At 51.1% G+C, this 19644-nt stretch carries 16 protein-coding genes and 1 pseudogene; 7 read left to right on the plus strand and 10 right to left on the minus strand.

The genetic code is table 11. The features are described 5' to 3' along the window. Nucleotides 1–2 precede the first annotated feature (2 nt). The 3 genes and pseudogenes from carB to dapB all read right to left on the minus strand — a co-directional run bounded on the left by carB (nt 3) and on the right by dapB (nt 5543). Nucleotides 3–3216 (minus strand): annotated as a pseudogene (gene carB, locus E1189_RS19240) (carbamoyl-phosphate synthase large subunit). Nucleotides 3217–3347: 131 nt separating this feature from the next. Beyond that, nucleotides 3348–4481: a glutamine-hydrolyzing carbamoyl-phosphate synthase small subunit gene (gene carA, locus E1189_RS19245; protein WP_155162563.1), complete on the minus strand. Its 1134-nt coding sequence runs from the start codon at nt 4479–4481 to the stop codon at nt 3348–3350. Between the two features lie 258 nt (nt 4482–4739). After that, on the minus strand, nt 4740–5543 hold the full coding sequence (gene dapB / locus E1189_RS19250) for a 4-hydroxy-tetrahydrodipicolinate reductase (RefSeq protein ID WP_155162565.1): 804 nt from the start codon (nt 5541–5543) through the stop codon (nt 4740–4742). Between the two features lie 152 nt (nt 5544–5695). Between dapB and pdxY the strand changes: the two genes are divergently transcribed. Beyond that, complete coding sequence (gene pdxY / locus E1189_RS19255) at nt 5696–6559, plus strand: pyridoxal kinase PdxY (RefSeq protein ID WP_155162567.1); 864 nt, start codon at nt 5696–5698, stop codon at nt 6557–6559. A gap of 66 nt (nt 6560–6625) precedes the next feature. On the opposite strand, the gene dnaJ is transcribed toward pdxY, so the two are convergent. Both dnaJ and dnaK read right to left on the minus strand, forming a co-directional pair. Next, complete coding sequence (dnaJ, locus tag E1189_RS19260) at nt 6626–7777, minus strand: molecular chaperone DnaJ (RefSeq protein ID WP_155162569.1); 1152 nt, start codon at nt 7775–7777, stop codon at nt 6626–6628. Nucleotides 7778–7883: 106 nt separating this feature from the next. After that, the gene (gene dnaK, locus E1189_RS19265) at nt 7884–9809 is read right to left on the minus strand and encodes a molecular chaperone DnaK (protein WP_155162572.1); all 1926 of its coding nucleotides are present in this window, start codon (nt 9807–9809) and stop codon (nt 7884–7886) included. A 438-nt stretch (nt 9810–10247) separates the two neighbouring features. Here dnaK and E1189_RS19270 point away from each other — a divergent pair, with 438 nt between their 5' ends. Together E1189_RS19270 and E1189_RS19275 are read left to right on the plus strand one after the other, a co-directional pair. Beyond that, entirely contained in the window at nt 10248–10748 is a 501-nt protein-coding gene (locus tag E1189_RS19270; protein ID WP_196221529.1) for a tetratricopeptide repeat protein, read from the plus strand. A 2-nt stretch (nt 10749–10750) separates the two neighbouring features. Beyond that, complete coding sequence (locus E1189_RS19275; protein ID WP_155162577.1) at nt 10751–11878, plus strand: hypothetical protein; 1128 nt, start codon at nt 10751–10753, stop codon at nt 11876–11878. A gap of 77 nt (nt 11879–11955) precedes the next feature. On the opposite strand, the gene grpE is transcribed toward E1189_RS19275, so the two are convergent. Continuing rightward, nucleotides 11956–12564 carry a nucleotide exchange factor GrpE gene (gene grpE / locus E1189_RS19280; protein ID WP_155162579.1) on the minus strand — a complete coding sequence of 203 codons (609 nt, stop codon included), beginning with the start codon at nt 12562–12564 and terminating at the stop codon, nt 11956–11958. 200 nt (nt 12565–12764) lie between these two features. On the opposite strand from grpE, the gene recN reads away from it, so the two are divergent. The 3 genes from recN (at nt 12765) to E1189_RS19295 (ending at nt 17185) form a co-directional block, all read left to right on the plus strand. Then, nucleotides 12765–14468, plus strand: a complete 1704-nt coding sequence (gene recN, locus E1189_RS19285) for a DNA repair protein RecN (RefSeq protein WP_155162581.1) — start codon at nt 12765–12767, stop codon at nt 14466–14468. Between the two features lie 83 nt (nt 14469–14551). Next, nucleotides 14552–15946, plus strand: a complete 1395-nt coding sequence (locus tag E1189_RS19290) for a hypothetical protein (RefSeq protein ID WP_155162583.1) — start codon at nt 14552–14554, stop codon at nt 15944–15946. Next, nucleotides 15947–17185: a hypothetical protein gene (locus E1189_RS19295; protein ID WP_155162586.1), complete on the plus strand. Its 1239-nt coding sequence runs from the start codon at nt 15947–15949 to the stop codon at nt 17183–17185. It abuts the gene before it with no gap. Nucleotides 17186–17249: 64 nt separating this feature from the next. Here the strand turns inward: E1189_RS19295 and fur are convergent, their stop codons facing one another. Beyond that, nucleotides 17250–17651 carry a ferric iron uptake transcriptional regulator gene (gene fur / locus E1189_RS19300; protein WP_329602127.1) on the minus strand — a complete coding sequence of 134 codons (402 nt, stop codon included), beginning with the start codon at nt 17649–17651 and terminating at the stop codon, nt 17250–17252. Between the two features lie 85 nt (nt 17652–17736). Between fur and E1189_RS19305 the strand changes: the two genes are divergently transcribed. Further along, on the plus strand, nt 17737–18195 hold the full coding sequence (locus E1189_RS19305; protein WP_155162588.1) for an outer membrane protein assembly factor BamE: 459 nt from the start codon (nt 17737–17739) through the stop codon (nt 18193–18195). 49 nt (nt 18196–18244) lie between these two features. Here E1189_RS19305 and E1189_RS19310 read toward each other — a convergent pair whose 3' ends face one another. The 3 genes from E1189_RS19310 to E1189_RS19320 form a co-directional block, all read right to left on the minus strand. Next, nucleotides 18245–18802, minus strand: a complete 558-nt coding sequence (locus tag E1189_RS19310; RefSeq protein WP_196221530.1) for a Uma2 family endonuclease — start codon at nt 18800–18802, stop codon at nt 18245–18247. Between the two features lie 88 nt (nt 18803–18890). After that, the gene (locus E1189_RS19315) at nt 18891–19214 is read right to left on the minus strand and encodes an RnfH family protein (RefSeq protein WP_155162592.1); all 324 of its coding nucleotides are present in this window, start codon (nt 19212–19214) and stop codon (nt 18891–18893) included. Next, nucleotides 19207–19638 carry a type II toxin-antitoxin system RatA family toxin gene (locus E1189_RS19320; RefSeq protein ID WP_329602128.1) on the minus strand — a complete coding sequence of 144 codons (432 nt, stop codon included), beginning with the start codon at nt 19636–19638 and terminating at the stop codon, nt 19207–19209. Before E1189_RS19320 ends, E1189_RS19315 begins: the two co-directional genes overlap by 8 nt. Nucleotides 19639–19644 lie beyond the last annotated feature (6 nt).

The raw sequence follows: 19644 nt of genomic DNA on the forward strand, positions 1-19644 counted from the left end.
AATTATCCTTCGTGTAGATCCTGTAGTCGTCTGACGCTTTTCTCCGGCCCAAAGTCGATTGCCTGAGCAACCGCAATGGCACACGGCATTGTCGTGGTATAGAGAACTTTATTCGTCAGCGCTGATCGACGGATTGTAAATGAATCAGCTATCGCCTGACGACCCTCCGTAGTATTAACCACTAAAGCAATTTCGCCATTCACGATTTTATCCACAAGGTGAGGACGCCCTTCCTTCACCTTATTCACAACCGGAACGTCAATGCCCGCCTTGCTCAAAGCCTCAGCAGTACCGCGGGTTGCGATGATATTAAACCCAATCTTCTGCAGCAGTTTTGCCAGCTCGGCAACCCTTGGCTTATCCCGGTTACGCACACTGAGAATAGCGGTTCCACTTTCAGGCAATTGCATCTTCACCGCCAGCTGAGCCTTGGCATAGGCTTCAGAGAAGGTATCACCCACACCCATCACCTCCCCCGTAGACTTCATCTCAGGGCCGAGTATCGGATCGACACCCGGAAACTTGTTAAACGGGAACACCGCTTCCTTCACGTACACCTGCTCAGGCACAATCTCTTTAGTGAAGCCCAGTTCCTGCAAGGTAGCACCGGCCATAACCCGCGCTGCAATCTTCGCCAGAGACACACCGATGCACTTGGACACGAATGGCACAGTACGGGACGCACGGGGGTTCACCTCAATCACGTAGATTTCACCATCCTGAATCGCCATCTGCACGTTCATCAGGCCAACCACGCCCAGCTCCAGCGCCATGGCTTTCACCTGTTCGCGGATAGTCTCTTGAACATCCTCTGGAAGATCATAGGGAGGCAGGGAGCAACCGGAGTCACCTGAGTGGATACCGGCCTGCTCGATGTGCTGCATGATGGCACCAATCACAACGTCCTTGCCGTCACTGATGGCATCCACATCCACTTCTACTGCGTGAGTGAGGTAGAAGTCCAGCAATACAGGGCTATCGTTGGATACCTGCACCGCTTCGTTCATATAACGGTTCAGATCAGCCTCAGTGCTGACGATTTCCATCGCCCGGCCACCCAGCACATAGGAAGGGCGCACCACCAGCGGATAGCCAATCTTGCGGGCTTCAACAATCGCTTCTTCCAGGCTGCGCACAGTGGCGTTAGCAGGTTGCTTCAGTCCCAGTTTTTGGATCATTTGTTGGAAACGTTCACGATCTTCGGCCATATCGATGGCTTCAGGGCTGGTTCCGATAATCTTTGCACCTGCCGCTTCCAGCGCCAGAGCCAGCTTAAGTGGGGTCTGACCACCGTACTGAACAATCACACCGTCAGGCTGTTCCACATCCACAATCGCCAGCACATCTTCCAGAGTGACAGGCTCGAAGTAGAGGCGATCAGAAGTGTCATAGTCGGTAGACACAGTTTCCGGATTACAGTTCACCATAATGGTTTCGTAACCGTCTTCGCGCATGGCCAGCGCCGCGTGCACACAACAATAATCGAATTCGATACCCTGACCGATACGGTTCGGACCACCGCCGATCACCATAATCTTTTTGCGATCAGACGCTTGTGCTTCGCACTCCTCCTCATAGGTGGAGTACATATAGGCAGTATCAGAAGCAAATTCTGCCGCGCAGGTATCCACACGTTTGAACACAGGTCGCAGGCCCAGCTCCTGACGATGCTTGCGCACTTCTGCCTCTTTTACTTCCAACAGCGCGGCCAGACGGCCATCACTGAAGCCTTTCCGCTTGAGCTTGCCGCAGGACTGGGTAAGTCAGATCTTCCAGCTTGCTGGCGGCGACACTGGCTTCGTCATTCAGAATGTCTTCGATCTGCACCAGAAACCAGGGGTCAATCTTGGTGAGCTGGAAGATATCCACAAGGGGCAGCCCCAGACGGAACGCATCCGCCAGATACCAGATTCGCTCCGCTCCAGGAGTAATCAACTCTTCACGAACACGGCTTTCTGCGCCGGGACCTTCAGGGTCAACGATAGGATCAAAGCCAGCCACACCCACTTCCAGACCGCGCAGAGCTTTCTGCATGGATTCCTGGAAAGTACGACCGATGGCCATCACTTCGCCCACAGATTTCATCTGAGTGGTCAGGCGCGCATCAGCCTGTGGGAATTTTTCAAAGGCGAAACGGGGAATCTTGGTCACAACGTAATCAATAGCAGGCTCAAAGGATGCCGGAGTTACGCCGCCGGTAATGTCGTTCTGCAGCTCATCCAGTGTGTAACCCACCGCCAGTTTGGCTGCCACTTTTGCGATGGGGAAGCCAGTGGCTTTGGAAGCCAAAGCAGAAGAGCGAGAGACACGGGGGTTCATCTCAATGATAACCATACGGCCATCATCAGGGTTGATACCAAACTGTACGTTAGAACCGCCAGTTTCCACACCAATTTCACGGAGTACCGCCAGAGAGGCGTTCCGCATGATCTGGTATTCCTTGTCGGTCAGGGTCTGGGCTGGCGCTACGGTGATGGAGTCACCGGTGTGGACACCCATTGGGTCAAAGTTTTCGATGGAGCAGACAATGATGCAGTTGTCGTTTTTATCGCGAACAACTTCCATTTCGTACTCTTTCCAGCCGATCAGTGATTCGTCGATCAGCAACTCATTGGTTGGGGAAAGATCCAGACCACGGGCACAGATTTCTTCAAACTCATCTTTGTTATAAGCAATACCACCACCGGTACCACCCATAGTAAACGACGGACGAATAATACAGGGGAAGCCCACTTCATCCAGAACCTTGTAGGCTTGCTCCATGCTGCGAGCGATTCCGGCTCTGGGGCATTCCAGGCCGATATTTTTCATAGCCGTATCGAACTTACTGCGATCTTCGGCTTTATCGATGGTTTCGGCGTTTGCGCCGATCATTTCTACGCCGTACTTTTCCAGCACACCATGACTTTCAAGGTCCAGCGCACAGTTCAGTGCGGTCTGCCCCCCCATCGTGGGCAGTACGGCGTCAGGGCGCTCCTTCTCAATAATCTTTTCAACAGTTTCCCAGCGAATCGGCTCGATGTAAGTCGCATCAGCCATAACCGGGTCAGTCATAATAGTGGCTGGATTAGAGTTCACCAGAACGACGCGATAGCCTTCTTCTCGCAGGGCTTTACAGGCCTGAGCGCCAGAGTAATCAAATTCACAAGCCTGACCGATCACAATCGGGCCGGCACCGAGAATCAGAATGCTTTTAATGTCTGTCCGTTTCGCCATGATATTTTCTTCTGCGCTCTGTATTCGTATGCCAAGGGGATGGGTGAAGCCCCTCAAGTACAACAATCGTGCATTTTGTTTATGGTGCCAGCCTCCACGATAAGAGGAAGTGAATTGACACCATATTCAGGCTATCGCTGCTTTTCCAGCTCAGTAATAAACCGGTCAAACAAGGGGGCTACGTCATGGGGGCCAGGGCTGGCTTCGGGGTGCCCCTGAAAGCTGAATGCACTCACATCCGTTCTTTCAATGCCCTGCAGGGAACCATCAAACAACGACTTGTGGGTTGCACGGAGGTTTTCTGGCAGATTCTCTTCCGATACCGCAAAACCGTGGTTCTGACTGGTAATCAGCACCTCACCAGAGGCAAGATCCTGAACCGGGTGGTTGGCACCATGGTGACCAAACTTCATCTTCATGGTCTGCGCGCCGGAGGCCAGAGCCAGAAGCTGGTGACCAAGGCAAATGCCGAACACCGGCAGCCGGGCATCCAGAATCTCACGAATGGCCTGAATGGCGTATTCGCAGGGCTCAGGATCACCGGGGCCGTTAGACAGAAAAACACCATCCGGGTTCAGGGCCAGCACATCTCTGGCAGGGGTAGTGGCCGGTACAACGGTCAGACGGCAGCCACGCTCCGCCAGCATACGCAGAATATTGCGCTTTACGCCGAAATCGTAAGCCACCACATGGAAACGCGCTGAGTCGGCGCGATCAATATGGCTATCTGATTCCAGCTCCCAAACACCTTCTGTCCAGGCGTAGTTTTCCTGGGTAGTGACCTCTTTCGCCAGATCCATGCCTTTCAAACCCGGGAAGGCTTTGGCTAATTCCAGAGCACGCTCTTTGGTGGCTTCAGGGCCAGCAACAATAGCGCCATTCTGGGAGCCTTTCTCACGCAAAATACGGGTCAACCGGCGGGTATCAATATCCGCGATGGCAACAATATTGCTGTCTTCAAGGTACTCATTGAGGGGTTGGGAGTTGCGCCAGTTGCTGGCTAAAAGAGGGAGATCCCGAATGACAAGGCCAGCAGACCAGAGCCGCTTCGCTTCTTCATCCTCCGGCGTAGTGCCGGTATTTCCAATATGGGGATAGGTTAAGGTTACGATTTGTCGGGCGTAGGAAGGGTCGGTGAGAATTTCCTGATACCCAGTCATTGCGGTATTGAAAACGACTTCACCACTGGTTTCACCATCGCAGCCGATGGCGATTCCGTGGAAGATACTGCCGTCCTCAAGAGCAAGTATGGCCGTCCTGCTCAAAGCGCCCTCCTGCTGCACATGTTTACTGTGCTGCTATTGTCATATTCAGTCCGCAAAAAGGCGAGATGCAACCGTGTTCCATCTCGCCTCAATTTTTCTTCGTTCTTCGCAAACATTGCCATCCTTTCTGATGGTTTTGCGCGCCAAACCACCAAATCGCAGGCAAATATTTGGGGCATCCTACCAAAGGGCTGCAAAATCGTCCATGACCACAATGTGTATTTACGTAATCCCTCACAGGAGGTACCACGCAATTCTTTACTTCAAATTGAGTACATCCTGCATATCAAACAACCCCTTCCCCTTTCCAGACAGCCACTTGGCTCCACGTACAGCACCATTGGCATAAGTCGCACGGCTGGCAGAACGAATACCAATCTCTACTCGCTCACCTTCTGCAATAAACATGGCATTGTGCTCACCAACGATATCGCCGCCCCGAATCGTTGCGAAACCAATGGTGTCTTTATCCCGCGCTCCGGTATAACCTTCTCGGCCATACGTTGCACACTTATTCAAGTCACGCCCCAAAGTGTTAGCGATAATTTCACCCATATGGAGGGCCGTGCCAGAAGGAGCATCGACCTTATGGCGGTGGTGAGCTTCGACAATCTCGATATCGCTCTCTTCTCCCATCACCCGCGCGGCGGTTTCCAACAGTTTGAAGATCAGGTTCACACCCACACTCATATTGGGGGCAAAGACAACAGGAATGGAATTGCCAGCCTCTTTAAGGGCAGCTTTCTGATCATCATTCAGGCCAGTAGTGCCGATTACGATACCCTTACCTGCAGCCTTGCAAATAGCCACATGATTCATGGTGCTTTCGGGGGAGGTAAAATCTATCAGCACATCGAAGCTATCTACTGCTGAGGCAAGATCATCCTGCAGAGCCACACCAATACGCCCCATACCTGCCAGCTCACCCACATCAGCACCGATCAAAGTGCTTCCCGGGCGGTCAGTGGCAACAGTGAGGATTGTTGTTTCATCCTGATGCACGGCCTGAACCAGTGCTTTCCCCATACGCCCGGCGGCACCAGCCACAGCTATTCTTGTCATATTTTTTCCTGTTGCCCTGATCCATTCATATTGAGTCGATGGGAATTATCGCAGCATGCCTCCACAAGGCAAATATGAAGGGTGCACATATAAACAAATTACTGCACCATAGCACCAACCTTGTAGTCCTCATTTGAATGAGTTTTTCAGACATGAATATTCTGTCTATCCAGTCCCATGTGGCTTACGGCCATGCGGGCAATGCTTCTGCCGTTTTCCCTCTGCAACGTATGGGCTTTGAAGTGTGGCCCGTGCATACGGTTATGTTCTCCAATCACACAGGGCATGGCTCCTGGCGTGGCCCGGTGTTTGAGCCAAATACTGTTAAAGAAGTGATCAGCGGTATTGAAGACCGTGGCGTACTACCAGAGTGCACGGCCGTTCTTTCTGGTTATATGGGGGCTCCTGAGCTGGGGGAAGCCATTCTGGAGGCTGTAGATAAAGTGAAGGCAGCTAACCCGGATGCTCTGTATTGCTGCGACCCTGTTATCGGCGATACAGATCGAGGCATCTTCGTGCGCGACGGCATTCCTGAGTTTTTCCGAAAGAGTGTACTGCAGCGTGCCGACATCCTCACACCGAACCACTTTGAGCTGGAGCTTCTGACTGGTCATAAGGTCAACACACTGGAAAATGCCTTGAATGCAGTCAAAGAACTGCAGGAAATCGGCCCCTCCAAAGTACTGGTCACCAGCCTGATCCGTACTGATGCGCAATCCGGTGTGATTGAGATGCTGGCCGTCGACAAAAACGAAGCCTGGATTGTGGCAACTCCACGCCTGGAGTTTCCTTATCCAGTGAATGGGTCTGGCGATGCTACAGCCGCTATATTCCTGGCGAAATATCTGCGTACTCGCAATCTCAAAAAAACGCTTGAGCACACAGCGGGGGCCATTTTTGCGCTGTTTGAAAAGACATGGGCAACCGGTAGTCGTGAGCTGCAGCTCATTGCTTCACAAGATGCGTATGTCACTCCGCCACAGCAATTTATGGCCACCAGCGTTAGCGCGAATTAAAAGCAAGATAAGAATTGCCCGGCATAAGGCCGGGCAGTTAAGAAGAGGAGCGCAGAGAGGGACTTATCAGGAAGCCATACCGTCGAAGAACTTCTTCACGCCATCAAAAAAGCCGCGCTTCTGAGGTGAATGCTTATCATTGTTACCTTCAAAACTCTTCTGGAGCTCTTCCAGCAGTTCTTTTTGGCGAGACGTGAGTTTCACAGGGGTTTCCACAACCACCTTACAGATCAAATCGCCTTGATTACCACCGCGAACAGGAAGCACTCCTCTACCACGCAGGCGGAACATTTTACCCGTCTGAGTCTCCGGAGGAATCTTCAGCTTAACCTTGCCATCCAGGGTTGGCACTTCCAGCTCACCACCCAAAGCCGCATCAGTAAAGGTAACAGGCACTTCACAGTAAAGGTGCTTACCGTCACGCTGGAAGATATCGTGCTCGCGCACGTCAATCTGAACGTACAGATCACCCGCTGGGCCACCGTTTGCTCCCGCTTCACCTTCGCCTGACAGACGAATACGATCGCCAGTGTCCACGCCTTTGGGCACTTTAACGGACAGTGTCTTGTATTCCTGGATACGACCTTCGCCGTGGCAGTCACGGCATGGATCTTTGATCACCTTGCCGGAGCCGTGACATTCAGGGCAGGCCTGCTGTACAGCAAAGAAACCCTGCTGCATGCGAACCTGACCATGACCATTACAGGTACCACAGGTTGCAGCAGATGTGCCCTTCCTGGCACCGGAGCCATGACAGGTTCCACACTCAACCAGTGTTGGAATACGAATTTTCTTCTCTACACCGCGCACTGCATCTTCAAGATTCAGTTCGAGGGAGTAACGCAGGTCGGCACCGCGCTGAACGCTGGAGCGGCCACCGCCACCTCCGCCGCCACCGAAGATATCGCCAAATACATCACCAAAGATGTCGCCGAAGTTACCAGCGCCACCGAAACCGCCGCCGAAGCCACCAGCACCGCCACCCATGCTTGGGTCGACGCCCGCATGGCCATACTGATCGTAAGCGGCGCGCTTTTGGGGATCGGAAAGAATTTCAAAAGCTTCATTAACTTCCTTGAAGCTTTCTTCGGCTTGCTCGTCACCAGGATTCCGGTCAGGATGAAACTTCATCGCCATCCGGCGATAAGCCTTTTTCATCTCTTTGTCGCTGGCATCCCGGGCAATCCCGAGAACCTCGTAATAATCTCTTTTCGACATAACCGTTTTTTAACCTGGAGCGGAATAACCTTTTTATAAGCAAAACGCGGGAGCAAGCTCCCGCGCAGGAATCACTGACTCAAGTGAGAGACAGAAGTCAATGAAATTACTTCTTGTCGTCCTTCACTTCTTCAAACTCAGCGTCAACAACGTCATCGTCCTTCGCAGAAGACTGTTGCTGTGCATCAGCACCTGGCTGCTGGGCACCAGCGTCATCAGCCATCTTTTGAGCCAGAGGGCCGGAAGCTGTTACCAGAGCCTGAGTTTTGGCTTCGATAGCGTCTTTGTCGTCGCCCTTCAGCGCTTCTTCCAGTTCCTTGATCGCAGTTTCCACAGCGCTCTTCTCTTCTTCAGAAGCCTTATCGCCAGCTTCTTCCAGAGTCTTGCGGGTTGCGTGGATCATGGCATCTGCCTGGTTGCGAGCACCAGCCAGTTCTTCGAACTTCTTGTCTTCCTCAGCGTTAGCTTCGGCATCGCGAACCATTTGTTCGATTTCGTCATCGGACAGACCGGAAGAGGCCTTGATCACGATAGACTGCTCTTTACCGGTGTTCTTGTCTTTCGCAGATACATTCAGAATACCGTTGGCATCCAGGTCGAAGGACACTTCAATCTGAGGCATGCCACGCTGTGCAGCAGGAATACCTTCCAGGTTGAACTGACCCAGAGACTTGTTACCGTGAGCCTGCTTACGCTCACCCTGCAGTACGTGGATAGTTACTGCAGACTGGTTGTCTTCTGCGGTGGAGAACACCTGAGACTTCTTGGTTGGGATAGTGGTGTTCTTCTCGATGAGAGGAGTCATCACACCACCCATGGTTTCGATACCCAGAGTCAGCGGAGTTACGTCCAGCAGCAGAACGTCGGTACGGTCGCCAGACAGTACGCCACCTTGCAAAGCAGCGCCCATAGCGACAGCTTCATCAGGGTTTACGTCCTTACGAGCTTCCTTGCCGAAGAATTCAGCAACCTTCTGCTGAACCAGAGGCATACGGGTCTGACCACCCACCAGAATCACTTCGTCGATATCAGAAACGCCCAGATCAGCGTCCTTAACCGCCTGACGTACGGGCTCAAGGGAGCGAGCAACCAGCTCTTCTACCAGAGATTCCAGCTTGGCGCGGGTCACTTTCACATTCAGATGCTTAGGACCGGTCGCGTCAGCAGTGATGTAAGGCAGGTTCACATCAGTTTGTGTTGCTGAGGACAGTTCGATTTTAGCTTTTTCAGCAGCTTCTTTCAGACGCTGCATAGCCAGAGGGTCGCCCTTCAGGTCGATGCCTTGATCTTTCTTGAATTCGTCAGCCAAAAATTCGATCATGCGCATATCGAAGTCTTCACCACCCAGGAAGGTGTCACCGTTAGTGGACAGCACTTCGAACTGATGCTCGCCGTCTACATCAGCGATTTCGATAACGGAGATATCGAAGGTACCACCACCCAGGTCGTATACAGCGATAGTCTGGTCGCCCTTGGCTTTGTCCAGACCGTAAGCCAGAGCCGCAGCCGTTGGCTCGTTGATGATACGCTTAACGTCCAGACCTGCGATACGGCCAGCGTCTTTAGTGGCCTGACGCTGTGCGTCGTTGAAGTAAGCCGGTACAGTTACAACAGCTTCAGAAACACTCTCGCCGATGTAGTCTTCAGCAGTTTTCTTCATCTTCTTCAGGATTTCCGCAGAAATCTGAGGAGGGGCCATTTTCTCGTTCTTTACGTCAACCCAGGCATCGCCATTATCAGCCTTAACGATCTTGTAAGGCACCATCTCGATGTCTTTCTGAACTTCTTTGTCTTCAAAACGACGACCGATCAGACGCTTGATTGCGAACAGGGTTTTATCAGGGTTAGTTACGGCCTGACGCTTGGCAGGCATGCCTACCAGAGTTTCGCCATCGTCGGTGTAAGCGATGATGGAAGGCGTAGTACGGGCACCTTCTGCGTTCTCGATAACTTTAACGCTGTCACCATCCAGTACAGATACGCAAGAGTTGGTGGTACCCAGATCGATACCGATAATTTTGCCTTTGCTCATCGAAACACACTCCGAAAAACGTTTAAAACCAATGTAATACTGAAAATTCTGTGGGGGCCGCTTGTGCCTGCCCCCAAACCCATGCCTGACATTCAAATGTGCGATTCAGGCACAGATTGAAAAATTCTGGGGGTTTACCCTTAGCCAGCTCCGGGTGCTTCATTTTGCAGCCCTGCGACTATCTGGCTGGATATATGGGAACGGGGAAAAACCTTTTCAAGGGAGGAAAATCATTTTTTTCAGATTTTTTTCGCTCCCTTTGTTTATACGGCCCGGAAAGCGTCAGAAAACAGCGCCCTTAACCCACTGATAATTCAGCTATTCCACGACTGCGACGGGAACCTGCAGCTAAATCCAAGAGAATAGCGAGAACCCTAAACTCTTTAGCTGACAATGCCGTTACCCCATCCACAGAGACCTTTAGTCAGGGTAAAGCAGATGGGTGTACTGAGAAAAATACTCGACGCCAGTGGCATCACTCCGGAAGGCATAGGCATGCTCTTTCAGGGCCACACCATCGCCAGCATAAAGAAGATGGACCAGCAACTGCTGGATGCCATATATGGCCTTGGGCATCAAAACTATCAAAATGAGAAGTTTGAGAAAGCCCGCGGCATCATGCGCTACCTGTGCATTCAGGATCATACTAACGCAGAATATTTTGCTGCATTAGGTGCCTGTGAATATCGCCTGCAAAACTATGAAGCCGCCCAGATCATTCTGGAAGAGGCTGTGAATATGGATCCGCAAGATCCTCGCCCTATCCTGAACCTCTCCCTGTGCATGATAAAAAACAAGAATAAAAAGCAGGCCAAGGCGCTTATGCAAGTGGCAGAACAACTTTCTGCTGACAAGAGCGAATTTAATCGGGAGTGGAGGCTTGCCAGTCGCATTCTGGAAGGTTCCGGCAAGAAAAAACAACCAAAGAGTGAGGGCTGACCATGGCAGGTATTGATGGAGGTGTCGGCGGCCAGCCACGCATACAGCCTGGGAGCCCTGGGTCGGTTCAGAGTACGGATCAGGTTGGCAAAACAGACGGCACGGGTAAAGTTGGTTCCGACAACCTTACCGTCAGCCGTACAGAAGGTCAGCAGTCTACAACCAAATCCAGCCCTACGGCAGGTATTCCGCAACCCAATCCGGAAGCGGCCAAATATCTTGCAGGCTTAAGCCCGACAGACCTGTCATCACTGCTCAATGGCCTGCAGGCGGAAACCTCACAGACTCAGGACGAACTGGCCATTTCTAATGCCGAAGCGAACAGAGCTGAAGTCAAGAAAACTCAAGAAGAGAGAAAAACCGAGCTGGAAGAACTGAAACACGAAAGAAGTGAGGCTCAGTCTCAGGGAAAATGCGCCAAGGTCAAACTCGCTTTTGCTAATGCTTTCTCCTTCGGTATAGCGGGCGCCGCAGGATACGGAAAACAAATGAATGCCGAATATGACAAAGCCATGCAGAAGGTTGCCATCATCGACCTTCAAATTAATGGCCTTGTCGACACACCACCTCCAGAGCTATCACCAGAGCTCAGGGAGGTGGTTGATGAATTCAGCAGCTATGCGCCCTTTGAGCAACTCACGGATGAGCCCAGGAAAAAAACACGGGTACTGCTCGACAAACTGCACACCGAAGGGCGAATCGATGACTCCACTTACAGCGCCCTCAATAAACTGGTCAACAAACACAGTAGCAGTGAAGGCAACCTTTTAACGAAAGGTGGTGAGGTCGAATTTTTTAAGGAAGTTGTTCTATTACAAGCCCAGCTGGATGCTGGTGGAACGGCTTCCATAGAAAATCTGCCACCACTGCCAGCCACACCGGAGTCTGGCGTAAACACAGTGGCTGACAATGGGGAAGGTGACAATGTGACAGCAAATGCAGCAGCGGACGAAACAACAGAATCAACCTGGGAAGACAACAGCTGGCTGGCAGAGTTTGAAGCTCTGATGCGTGAGCAGGAAGAGCAGATGAACGAGATCATCAAAGACGTAGAAAACGCCAAAACCGCAGCCACTGATGCCAACCAGGAAGCCTACGACATTGCCTCCTTCCGCTATACCTCAGGCTGACCACAGCTGTTAAAAATCCATAAAAAACGGGAGCTTCCAAACGAGGCTCCCGTTTTTTTCTGTGCCAACAGGCAAGATTATGGGGCTTTCGCTACCACAACCATTGCTGGGCGCACGCAGCGACCATTCAGAGTGTAGCCCTTCTGGATCACATCCATAACCGTGTTTGGCTCCATGTCCGGGTTAGGCACCATGGTCATTGCCTGATGGAAGTTCGGATCCAGAGGCTCACCAACAGGGTTCAGCTGCTCAACCTGATGCTTGTTCAGGGTGTCGACAAACAGTTTCAGGGTCAGCTCCATACCTTCACGCATGGCATCGTGGGCACCATCGCTGCTTTCTACGCTCTTGAGGCCGTTTTCCAGGCTGTCTACCACTGGCAGCAGGGATTCTACAAACTTATCCAGAGCAAACTTGTGGGCTTTCTCCACATCCTGCTGAGCACGACGCTTAACGTTTTGGGCTTCTGCCGCAGCGCGCAGGGCTGTTTCTTTGGCCTGTTGCAGATCCTCTTGAGCACGTACCAGTTCATTTTGCAGCACGGACATGGCATCTTCTTCCGCACCGGCCTGCTCATCTGCACCTTCAACTGGCTGTTCAACGGTTTCTTCTACCGCCTCAGCTGAAGCCTCTTCAGCTGCAACTTCTTCCACGTGTTCTTCAGGCTTGTTTTGCTCTTCAGTCATTCTACAACTCCCATCACCAGCTACACTCCCTTCACAACAAGGGGGCTGCGTGCATCAGTTAAAAATCTCTGACGCATATATTGGGGGCTCACTCACAACATTCAAGTGCCTGCTACAGGATTTTTACCTTGAAGGGATTGCACTCTAACCCATTGCCGATTACTGTATAAAAAAACAGGTACGTAACCGGGACCTTTCCCATGCTCACCCATCTGTCTATCAGCCACTACGCCATCGTTGACCAACTGGATCTGGACATACCTAAAGGTATGACCGTGATCACCGGCGAAACCGGCGCGGGCAAATCCATTATGCTGGACGCACTCTCCCTTGCCATGGGAGCCAGAGCCGGTAACGACTGCGTGCGCCCCGGTTGTGAGCGCGCCGATATTCGCGCCACTTTTGATATCTCCAGCCTGAAAGAGGCCAATACCTGGCTAAGAGCCAAAGATCTGGATATTGATGGGGAGTGCATTCTACGGCGTGTTATCACCAAAGAAGGCCGCAGCCGTGGTTATATCAACGGCACCCCATCACCGCTTTCTGACCTGCGGGCGCTGGGGGAGATGCTTGTGGATATTCACGCCCAGCATGAGCAACAGTCTCTGTTGCGCCCAGCCACTCACCAAAAACTGCTGGATGAATACGCGGGCTGCACACGCCTTGCGACCCAAGTGCACGACAGCTGGCAAACATGGAGAAACCACAAATCCCGGCTTGATGAGCTACGCAACCGTGGACAGGAACAAGATGCCCGCATCCAGCTTTTGCAGTATCAGGTGGAAGAACTTGATCGCCTTTCCATTGCAGAGGGCGAAGTAGAAGAGCTGGAAAGCGAACAAAAGCAGCTCACCAATGCGGAGACCAGCCTGCACACCTGTCAGCAGGTTTTGAATCTGTGCTCAGAAAACGACAGCGGCAATGTTCTCCATAGTCTGACTGTCTGCCAACAGCTGCTGATTGATCTCGGCCTTGATTTACCTGCTCTTCAGGATACCGTTGAAATGCTCTCCACGGCACAGATTCAGGTGGAAGAAGCTATCGGTGAAATGACCCGTTTTGTGGACAACTTCGAAGCTGATCCGGCACGTCTTGCCGATGTAACAGAACGGCTGTCGTCTGTTTACACGCTGGCCCGTAAACATAATGTTCTGCCTGGCGAAGTTCACAGCTTTCACGCTGAGCTGCAACAGGAGTTTGAAAGCCTGCAATGCAGTGATGAGAAACTTGAAGAGCTGGAAGCCGAGCTTGCCACTTTAGAGGCTGACTATTTCGCATCTGCCAAAAAGCTTTCCGATAAACGCGGGAAAGGTGCTGGAAAATTAAATAAGGCCGTTAGCAAACACATTCACGAACTGGGCATGCCGAAAGGTAAGTTTGAAGTTGAACTCACAGCCCTTACGGATATGCCACACAGCCAGGGTATGGAAGATATTCGCTTTCTTGTGACGACTAACCCCGGTTCGCTTCCCAAGCCTCTGGACAAAGTGGCTTCTGGTGGTGAGCTATCCCGCATCAGTCTGGCGATTCAGGTGATTACCGCCCACACCTCCGGCATCTCGACTCTCGTATTCGATGAAGTGGATGTGGGCATTGGCGGCGGAACCGCCGAGATTGTTGGTCGCCTGCTGCGTGAACTGGGTGACCGTGGCCAGGTCATGTGTGTGACCCACCAGCCACAAGTTGCGTCCCAGGGCCATACCCACCTGCACGTAAGCAAGAGGTTGGGTAAGAACAGTACCAGCACCCGTATCACCTCACTGGATAGAGAGAAACGCACTCAGGAAGTGGCTCGCATGCTTGGAGGTCTGGAGATTACCGAGCAGACCCTCGCCCATGCCGAAGAGATGATTGTGCGTGCTACTCCCGCTCTTTCTACTCCTGTTACAGTGGCTGCGTCCTAATTTACTAACCACCCTGTTACCAACTATCCCTGCTTTCTGGTGTCACATGGAAGTGAACCCTTCCACGACCGGAGAGCAGTCTTATGGCCAAATCCCCCCTCACCGTCACAGCCTTCTTACTGACTGTTATTACGTTGTCTCTGTTTGCTTATGCAGGCGGCAGCCCTCAAGAGGTTCAGCAAAAACTCACCCAGACACTAGAGCACTGGTTCAGCATTACGCCCGGTAATAGTGATATTGACAGCTTTGACTATGCCGAGTTGAAAACCCTTGATGAGCTAAATGGCGAACTTGACCCAGATGTGGAAACCCATAAGGAACTTCTGCCAGCCGATGATATCCTGCTTTTTAAAACCCAACAGGCCGTCACCAAAGAGGTTCTCACCCACGGGAACTGGAAAAAGGCCTTTGAGACAATGGAGAAAGGGCGCTATAGGAAACACCTCAAGAGGGTTTTGGAAAGACCCCGCACAGTACGAAAGGACAGGTATAAATCGAGTGATCAGAGTTTCTTTAGCGATAACCAAGAGCACCCGGAGCCTCACGTACACCAATCCGGCTCAGGTTTTCATAAGCAGCTCAAGGAAACACTTGACAGCATTCACACCCAGCTTTTAAAGGTTGATAGTGATCCAGACTACTGGAAGCTGCGATTCGTGGACAGGCCAGTCACCCGCATTACCATTGATCAGCGTGTTATCAATGAAGTGTTAACCTCATTTACCCATCAGGAAATTCTGGATGCCTTTGCAGAAAGGATTACCGCCAGCCTCTTAACGTTTGAGCAAACCGGCCTTGACGATCTTTATGCTGAGCTCATGCTGCTGCACATCTTTCTTAAGCCCACACAGGGGCTTGGCACTATTCACCTGGGCATGCACACACAAGATATTCCTTACTGGTCGCCAACCAACCGAGACTTTGAGCGCGCAGCGACAGTTAAACTCAGTGGCGCAGCTCTCACCACTGCTATGGCTCATGAGCTGAGCCTGCCACAAACTATTGAACAACATCAGGCTATCTCCAAACTGGTTGCTGCACTGAAGCAGACCATCTCCACACACAAAGGCCTGATGTTGACGCTGGATAACAGTAAAGCCGGAATGCAAACAGCACTGGCTTTAACTGCCGTACTGTTCGACCTTAGTGGTTTTAACGGACTGCAGGGCACCATCAGCCTTCTGGCGGAGCCACTCAAAGAGATTGGCTACCTGTGGGATATAAGAGCCTGTCGTTACTTCACCCAAAGCAGCGGCGGAAACAGTCAACAAAAAACGGAACACTGCACCAACCACATACTTAATGGCACACCTGCGACAGCCCAACTGAAAACAGTCATTGAAGGTCAGCTCGCCATCCACAGAGATTCTGCATTGGATAGCTCAGATAAGTCGATTGCTTACCAACATGCCTATGGAGCAATCGCCATAAGAAAAATGACACACCAGGCCATCACTCTGTATACGGAGAAGAAATAAATGAAGGAGGTACTCACTTTTAAACCCCTTCGGTTTTTTATTTTCCTCAGCATTCTGACCACAAACACTTTTGCTCATTATTTCTCAGGCGACAGCCTTAAAGCTTTACAGTATGAGTGCCAGGGAGTGCGAGATATCTCTGTGAGAGCAGAGATGTCGGAAGAGGCCTGTATTGTTGTTAATGCCTTTAACAGTTATGGCAACACTCTGCGGGATATGAGCAGCCTCTACACCGAGGCTAAAAGAATGCAGATGGATCAAACTGAAGCGATGCAGGGAGTTCTCGCTGAACTGAATCATCTCGTTAATATGATTCAGAATAATCAATCTCCGATGTATCCAGGCAACAACAAAAATACAACTTACACACTCACCAAGGATTTGGTTGCAAGAAATCTGAGTCTTTTAAACAGCCTGCTGAAAGAGCACACTTCGGCTACGTTAACGGCAGATGTTGCCAGCCAAATTGCAGAAACACTTCTCAACATTGAAAAGAAAATGGGTGAGTATCTTTATGCCTACGATCTGATGACCTATCAGTGCCGCCCGGGGAGCCCTCATGACAAGGCAGTGCACTGCCCTCGACTTCTATTTATGGCTCCCGTTCTCTGGACATCCATTGCCGAACACCTGAATACAATCTCTCCATGGAGTGAGAGTGACATGACTCAGTTGCTCCCCATCATCAACAATATGCTGGATGCTCATTCACAGGTTACAGCAGGGTTACCCGTTTACATTCAGGCACATATACCTACAGCCGACTATCCCGTGATGACAGACACAGATGGATTTTTAACTCTGGAAGGTGGGAGTAGCCCAGGCATAGACGACTACCTCGCATACCCAATAGATGCAGCCAACAGCATTTACTTTGGAATACTTTACGGATGGCAAATGACCAGAGATTTTCATTCAACAGAGTTCAGTGAATCATCATTCAAGAGGTGGGGGTTTCTCGCCATGCAAAATCAATTCAAACTATCCCTGCAGGAGACTCTCACTTACGCCATTACAGCCTTCCAATATGCTGAGCAGTCACAAAGGAAAGCGCTGAAGATTCTCGCTTCGGCCCATCAGATGCCTAACCACCCAAAGCTGATCTCTCCGCCATCATTTGCTGTTGAAATGCAGAAAGGAGCAGCAAACCGAACCCTCACTGGCCGAGAACAAGGGCTTATTGGCAGAGATATGTTTGATGTGAGTTTAGATTTTACAGCTGATCTGCAGCTGGATTAAACACACTGAGCGAACCTCACTCTCACGGGGTTCGCCCTTTTACACAACCTGAGGCTAGCGGGAATTACCGCTTACTTTTCACGTAAAGAACAAGGTTATGATCCACCAGGTCATAGCCATGCTCTTCAGCAATCATATGCTGGAGACGCTCAATGTCCTGATTCCGGAATTCAATAATATCACCGGTATCCATGCATACCATGTGATCGTGGTGCTCACCGCTTGCCAGTTCAAATACTGAGTGGCCGCCATCAAAGTTATGACGAATCACTAAACCGGCACTTTCAAACTGTGTCAGTACACGATATACAGTAGCCAGCCCGACATCCTCTTCTGCCTCAATAAGCGCCTTATAAACATCCTCTGCACTCATATGGCGATCTGCAGCATTCTCCAGAATCTGCAAAATCTTGACCCGGGGCAATGTAACCTTTAAACCGACCTTACGAAGCTCTTGATTTTCCACTCAAGTATCCCTTTCTAAACCCCTGGAGATGTAATAAGCTGGGTATTATCTCATTTCCGTCCAAGATAGTGGAAGTCGGTAGACGATGCAAAAGCTAAAGGCAACGTTTGCTCTGGTTTTGTCAGCAACCCTTATGGGTGGGTGCTCCTGGTTTTCAGATAGCAACGCCAAACTGCTGAGTTTCCCAGGTGCCTATAAAATAGACATACAACAGGGCAATGTCATAACCCAGGACATGGTCAATCAACTGCGTCCCGGCATGACCCGCGAGCAGGTTCGTTTCGTTATGGGCGCACCACTGTTGCCAGATACTTACAACAGTGACCGCTGGGATTACATATACAGCTTCCAGCCAGGCGGTAAAGTTCGCACCCAGCAAACCCTGAGTGTATTCTTCAGGGACGATAAACTCGCCTCCTTTGAAGGGGATGTTTACCCAGGCGGTAACGACAACACTGTGGCTGAGCAGGTGAGTAAATCGGCCAATGATGATGCCCAGAGCGCCAAGCAGAAAGCTGAGAAGGATACTTCCGAGAGTATTTGAACAAGCCTTACCGGTAAGAACCTGAAAAAGGTTCTTACCAAAGACCCCTTCAAACGATGCCAATTACACTGCGATAAATCCTCTCCACAGCCACCTCAAAGTCGATAGATTCAAACTGTACATAATCTCCTTCCCTGTAACGAAACAGCCTCCACTGACATCCTGCCCGGCGGTAAGTATCAATTTTCGAGGTTGACTGATCTACCAGTACATATTCATGGAGTGAAGCAATTTGTGTGTAGGCTTCCAGTTTCCCTAAACGATCATGCTGCTCGGTACCCGGGGAAAGCACCTCCACAATTAGCCTGGGCTCATGTTCAACATACTGATCCTGTTTTCCACGGCCACAGGCCACCATAACATCAGGGTAGAAAAAGATATTATCTGACGGACTGCCCGCCTTCACTTTCATATCTGAGGCATACACCTGACAGGATGAACCTTCGAGGTGGTTACCCAGCAGGCGAGCCAGCGTAACTGTAAGCAGATTATGCCTGCGACTTCCTCCCACCATGGCATAGATGTAGCCATTCACGAACTCGTAGCGACAACCATTTGCTCGTTCATGCTCGTGATACTGCTCTATGGTAATGGGAAAGCTGTCCATAAGGGTCTGCATTGGAGGAAACTCTATGCTCAAAATTATGAACCACAGAGTCTAGTCAGAAAAGAGCCTTACACGGTGGCGGTGATAGTTATTCCGCCGCTTTCGCAGCCTTTGCCTTCTCAGCCCGCTTACGGCGAACCTCTTTCGGGTCTGCAATGAGGGGACGATAGATTTCGACTCGCTCTCCACTTTTCATGGCTTGTTCTGCAGGTTTGGGAACAGCCCTCCCGAAAATCCCCATTTTGGCCGAAGCCAAATCCAACTCAGGAAAGTCATCACAAATGCCTGACAGCTCAGCAGCCTGATACAGAGTCGTGCCCTCCGGTACCAGCAAACTGATAATTTTTTGCCTCTCGGGAAGGGCATAGGCCACTTCAACGGTAATCTCTTTACTGCTCACACGCTTATCCATATACCTCATCGGCCCGGGTGCAGAATGCATCAACCATAGTGGATGCAACCTGCTCGAACACTTTGCCTACGGTAGATTTCAGTAAACCGCGGTTCATATCAAAAGCGAGATCAAGGGATACCTTACAGGCACCTTCCATCAGTGGCTTGAATGTCCAGATACCAGTGAGCGCTGTAAAGGGCCCTTCTTTCAGACCGATCTCAATGCGCTCACCGGGCCACATGGTGTTGCGCGTTACAAAACTGCCAGACACCCCACCACGGCTCACATTCACACGCGCTTCCAGCACTGTGTCTGTTCTCTCGATAACCTCTGCCCCGGAGCACCAGGGCAAAAAACCGGGATAGGACTCTACGTCATTCACCAGCTGATACATATTTTCTGCAGAGTGCATCACCAATGCAGAGCGCTGTACTTTCTTCACTCGTTG

The sequence above is a fragment of the Parendozoicomonas verongulae genome, from assembly GCF_009711465.1.
Lineage (GTDB): Bacteria > Pseudomonadota > Gammaproteobacteria > Pseudomonadales > Endozoicomonadaceae > Sansalvadorimonas > Sansalvadorimonas verongulae.

Excerpts from the sequence above, each read along its gene's own strand:
- dapB (WP_155162565.1), bottom strand. The coding sequence starts at position 5,543 with ATGACAAGAATAGCTGTGGCTGGTGCCGCCGGGCGTATGGGGAAAGCA.
- pdxY (WP_155162567.1), top strand. The coding sequence starts at position 5,696 with ATGAATATTCTGTCTATCCAGTCCCATGTGGCTTACGGCCATGCGGGC.
- dnaJ (WP_155162569.1), bottom strand. The coding sequence starts at position 7,777 with ATGTCGAAAAGAGATTATTACGAGGTTCTCGGGATTGCCCGGGATGCC.
- dnaK (WP_155162572.1), bottom strand. The coding sequence starts at position 9,809 with ATGAGCAAAGGCAAAATTATCGGTATCGATCTGGGTACCACCAACTCT.
- E1189_RS19270 (WP_196221529.1), top strand. The coding sequence starts at position 10,248 with ATGGGTGTACTGAGAAAAATACTCGACGCCAGTGGCATCACTCCGGAA.
- E1189_RS19275 (WP_155162577.1), top strand. The coding sequence starts at position 10,751 with ATGGCAGGTATTGATGGAGGTGTCGGCGGCCAGCCACGCATACAGCCT.
- grpE (WP_155162579.1), bottom strand. The coding sequence starts at position 12,564 with ATGACTGAAGAGCAAAACAAGCCTGAAGAACACGTGGAAGAAGTTGCA.
- recN (WP_155162581.1), top strand. The coding sequence starts at position 12,765 with ATGCTCACCCATCTGTCTATCAGCCACTACGCCATCGTTGACCAACTG.
- E1189_RS19290 (WP_155162583.1), top strand. The coding sequence starts at position 14,552 with ATGGCCAAATCCCCCCTCACCGTCACAGCCTTCTTACTGACTGTTATT.
- E1189_RS19295 (WP_155162586.1), top strand. The coding sequence starts at position 15,947 with ATGAAGGAGGTACTCACTTTTAAACCCCTTCGGTTTTTTATTTTCCTC.
- E1189_RS19305 (WP_155162588.1), top strand. The coding sequence starts at position 17,737 with ATGCAAAAGCTAAAGGCAACGTTTGCTCTGGTTTTGTCAGCAACCCTT.
- E1189_RS19310 (WP_196221530.1), bottom strand. The coding sequence starts at position 18,802 with ATGGACAGCTTTCCCATTACCATAGAGCAGTATCACGAGCATGAACGA.
- E1189_RS19315 (WP_155162592.1), bottom strand. The coding sequence starts at position 19,214 with ATGGATAAGCGTGTGAGCAGTAAAGAGATTACCGTTGAAGTGGCCTAT.